The 3,903-nt window shown below is 55.6% G+C and carries 4 protein-coding genes; all 4 read left to right on the top strand.

The annotated features are described in order from the left end of the window. Positions 1–1,044 (top strand): adenylate/guanylate cyclase domain-containing protein (locus tag RMSM_RS25410; RefSeq protein WP_144057952.1); only part of this gene is annotated, 1,044 nt, incomplete at its 5' end. 265 nt (positions 1,045–1,309) lie between these two features. Next, positions 1,310–2,050, top strand: coding sequence for a VTC domain-containing protein (locus RMSM_RS25405; protein WP_144057951.1), 741 nt, complete (start codon positions 1,310–1,312; stop codon positions 2,048–2,050). Further along, complete coding sequence (locus tag RMSM_RS25400; protein WP_008703359.1) at positions 2,035–2,709, top strand: DUF4956 domain-containing protein; 675 nt, start codon at positions 2,035–2,037, stop codon at positions 2,707–2,709. Before RMSM_RS25405 ends, RMSM_RS25400 begins: the two co-directional genes overlap by 16 nt. A 30-nt stretch (positions 2,710–2,739) precedes the next feature. Beyond that, a partial coding sequence (locus RMSM_RS25395) for a CotH kinase family protein (protein ID WP_040769368.1) occupies positions 2,740–3,903 on the top strand: 1,164 nt, incomplete at its 3' end.

Raw genomic sequence — 3,903 nt, 5'->3', positions numbered from 1 at the left:
GTTGAATTGATACATCGAATTCGCAGCTCACCAACCACCGGGAAACCGTCGATCATCGTGGTCGCCGACGCTGACGCCCGTTTTGCGGCTGCCGATGCAATCGAAAACGGAGCGGATGACTATTTGGAAAAACCAGCGGATGAGCGATTGTTGCATGCGAGAATCCGTTCGAGTCTGCGTCAAATCGATGCCCGGTTAGCAGAACTGAGCAAATTCTTGCCTCGCAATATTTTGAATCAGGTGCTCTGTGACAAAAATTTGCTCGATAAACCGTGCCCTGCTGATGTTTCGGTGATGGTGTGCGATGTCCGCGGGTTCAGCCGCACCAGCGAACGTGTCGGCCCCGTGCAAACGATCACTTGGATCAGCGACGTGATGAACGAACTTAGCCGGATTGTGTTGGACCATGGGGGAACCATTGTCGATTACGTCGGCGACGAGATCATGGCTATGTGGGGAGCTCCGATTGCCTCGCCACAACATGCGGTCGAAGCCTGTGAGTGCGCGATCGCCATTCAGAAAGCGGTGGGCGAGCTGAGCGAAAAATGGCGGTCCACTGTGGGTGGCGACACACGGATGGGCATCGGGATCAACAGTGGCTTAGCCGTGGTCGGCAACACCGGGTCCACCCATCGAATTAAATATGGACCGCTTGGTGACACCGTCAACTTGGCCAGCCGCGTGCAGGGAGCGACAAAGTATCTGCGGAGTTCGATTTTGATGACGCAGAGCACCGCTAGCCGGGTGGATGCCAAGCTGCGGGGGCGAAGAGTTTGCAGTGTTCGTGTTCACAATATTCGCGAACCCGTGCAGCTGTACGAGCTCGGTCATTGTGGAAAACAGGACTTGAGTGCCGGCTGCGCCGCGTATGAGTTGGCGTTGTCGGCGTTTGAGAGCGAGAAACACGCCGAAGCGCAAGACATCCTGGCCGAATTGCTGCTGGAACAACCGCAGGATGGACCCGCGAAATTGCTGATGTTGCGAGTAATCCAATCCCAGCTCGGGGGTGCGTTTGACCCCGTCTGGACACTTCCGGACGGTTAAAAGTGACATCGATGTCGATGTTTGCTGGTATACCCGACAAACAGTTTGACCGCCCAAAACACACTTTCGATTGTTTCTCTCTTGGGAAACCTCTTTTGTCGCCGCACGCTCGCGGCAGCCGATCGATCGTTTTCGCAGCGACTTTCGAGAAAGTTTGGCCCCAAGGGGGGGCATTCAACGCATGTCTTGATGCCACCGGAACTTGGCACGCAACAAACCGCTGCCGTCCGGTCTTATCGGCAAGTTATCGAACAAGAGAGCAAAATTGAAATTTCCCCCTCGTTACGAGTGCACCTTCGTCCTGGATGACGTCGCGGCAGCCGCATTGATCGATTCGGCATCCCGCCGGATGGATCCGCCGATCTCTAGCGACGTCAGCGATCTGTATTACGACAGCGAAACATGGCGTCGTCCGACCAAAACGAAGGCCATCGATAAAGAAGTTTTCCGCGTGCGGCGTATCGATCACGCCTGGGACGTGTTCCTCGAGCAACAGCGGCGAGACAAGCAGACGACCAAACTGCGGCGGACCATCGCCCCATCGAGCGAACTACGACAACTCGAGTTGGATGGCGTCAACAAGACGTGGGAAGGAAAATGGTTCCACAAAAATATCGTCAAACATGGGTTGCAGCGAAGTCTGCAAATTCAATTTGACCGGATCGCGTTCAACGCGAATTCGATCGAGGGGCCACTTCGATTGACCCTGGACCGAAATGTCCACTGCCGAGCCTTTTCAGACTCGGTCGATCCCGTCCGTACACCCTCCACACCGATCGCAATGCACTTGGTGCGGATGAAATTTTTTGTTTCGCTTCCTGCCATTTTTAAATCGCTGATTTATGAGTACACGTTGCTGCCTCAACCGACGTCGATGTATAGGGAGTGTGTTTTGCGTTATCCAGTGGATCAATGTGCGGCGATGTTCCAGTCGCTGAGCACCTCGGATGCGATGTTAGCCGAACCTGTGGCCACGGATGAGGTGGCAACATGCCAATTTGGTTGACCGATGCCGTTGGCACGCCGACGGAAAGCAGCGCACTGCAAATGACCGTTCGCTTGGTCATCGCGTTTTTGTGCGGCTGCGTGATCGCAGCAATCTATCGTTGGGTGCGACCGAGCGAAAAGATCATGCCGACGTTCCCAGCGACGCTGGTGCTGTTGGCGATCCTGTGTGCGATGTTGCCGTTGGTCATTGGGCAAAACGTTGCCTGGGCCTTTGGATTGGTGGGCGCGTTGTCGATCGTTCGATTTCGAACGGTGGTCGAAGACACCCACGATATCACCTTTGTCATCTTTGCCGTGTTGGTGGGGATGGCAGTCGGTGCGGATCAATTGGTTGTCGCCATCGTGGGTATGGCGGTGACCGGAATCGCGGCGTTTTTGGTGCGACCTCGTCAAACCGGCACAGGCGGGTTTGCCGGAGACGCCCGCTTGTCCATCCGAATTGGAATCGGACGCGATCCCGAAAAACTGCTGGGAAGCATTTTTGACCGTTTGCTTAGTAAGGCTGAACTGACGTCCGGTGGAACCAGCAAACAAGGTGCGTCACTGGATCTGAATTATCGCGTTCGTTTGAAACCCGATGCCAAGCCCACTGAGCTAATCAACCAATTGAATCTGATCGAAGGCGTGCAAAGCGTCGATCTGCGACAAGGCCGATAAACCTCTTCAAAAGTCTAGGAAAACAACCCTATGAAACGACGACATGTCTCAGTTTGTTTAGTCGCGGGCACCGCGTTGGTGCTAGGCGCTATCGCATACGCCCAACCTCCAGGCACTCTTGACTTCGGTCTGGGTGGGGCCGCCGGTGGACGAGAAGCTGGTATGCGAGATGGCGGCATGCGAGGACCTGGCGGCCCCGGCGGCATGAATCGCGAAGAACGCAAATTGTTAGACCAGTTTGATCAAGATCAGAACGGATGGCTCGACCAATCCGAGCGAACGGTCGCGCGCAAAAGCATCCAGCAGGAAAACGCATTGGCTGCGAACCGTCAGGATGCGGGGGATGGCGGTCGTCGGCGAGGCCGCCCTGACGGTGGTGGGCCTGACGCAAGTGGGCGCGACATAGGGGGGGGCGGCGGAATGCGAGGGCCCGGCGGAATGCGGGGGCCCGGTGGTATGCGAGGCCATGCCACCTCGCCGGGCACGCCTGGACCGGCGGTCGCGCCTGCGGATGTTGCCAACTATCCCGACAAACCGCTGTATGACACCACAGTCCTGCGTACCGTGTTCTTGGACTTTGACAACGAAGACTGGGAACAGGAGCTCGAAGATTTTCACGGAACCGATGTTGATGTCGCTGCTCAGATGCAAGTCGATGGGAAAGTCTATCCCAATGTTGGCGTCCATTTCCGTGGGATGTCGTCCTATGGGCATGTGTCTCGCGGCAGCAAACGTCCATTTAACGTTTCGCTAGACATGGCGGACGAGGATCAGCGGATCTATGGATACAAGACGTTGAACCTACTGAATTGCCATGGCGACCCGTCGATGATGAGTTCGGTGGTCTATTCACATATCGCTCGCCAATATATCCCCACGCCCAAAGCGAACTTTGTGCACGTGGTGATCAATGGCGAAAGTTGGGGGGTGTACGTCAGCGTGCAACAGTTCGACAAACTGTTCCTTCAGGAAAACTTCGGGGCGTCCAAGGGCACACGCTGGAAGGTCAGCGGGAACCCGAATGCCGACGGCGGATTGCGTTACCTTGGCACGGACCTTGACGAATACAAATCCCGATACGAGATGAAATCCAACGATGGCAAAAAGGCTTGGAAGGCTCTTGTTGAACTGTGCCAAACGCTGAATGAAACACCGCTAGAGGAACTAGAATCGGCGCTGGATCCGATTCTTGAT

Source organism: Rhodopirellula maiorica SM1 (assembly GCF_000346295.1).
Taxonomy (GTDB): domain Bacteria; phylum Planctomycetota; class Planctomycetia; order Pirellulales; family Pirellulaceae; genus Novipirellula; species Novipirellula maiorica.
Note: the sequence above shows the minus strand (reverse complement) of the source record. Positions and strands in the feature narration are given on the sequence as shown.

Coding starts and splice junctions, on each gene's coding strand:
- RMSM_RS25400 (WP_008703359.1), top strand. CDS start 2,035: ATGCCAATTTGGTTGACCGATGCCGTTGGCACGCCGACGGAAAGCAGC.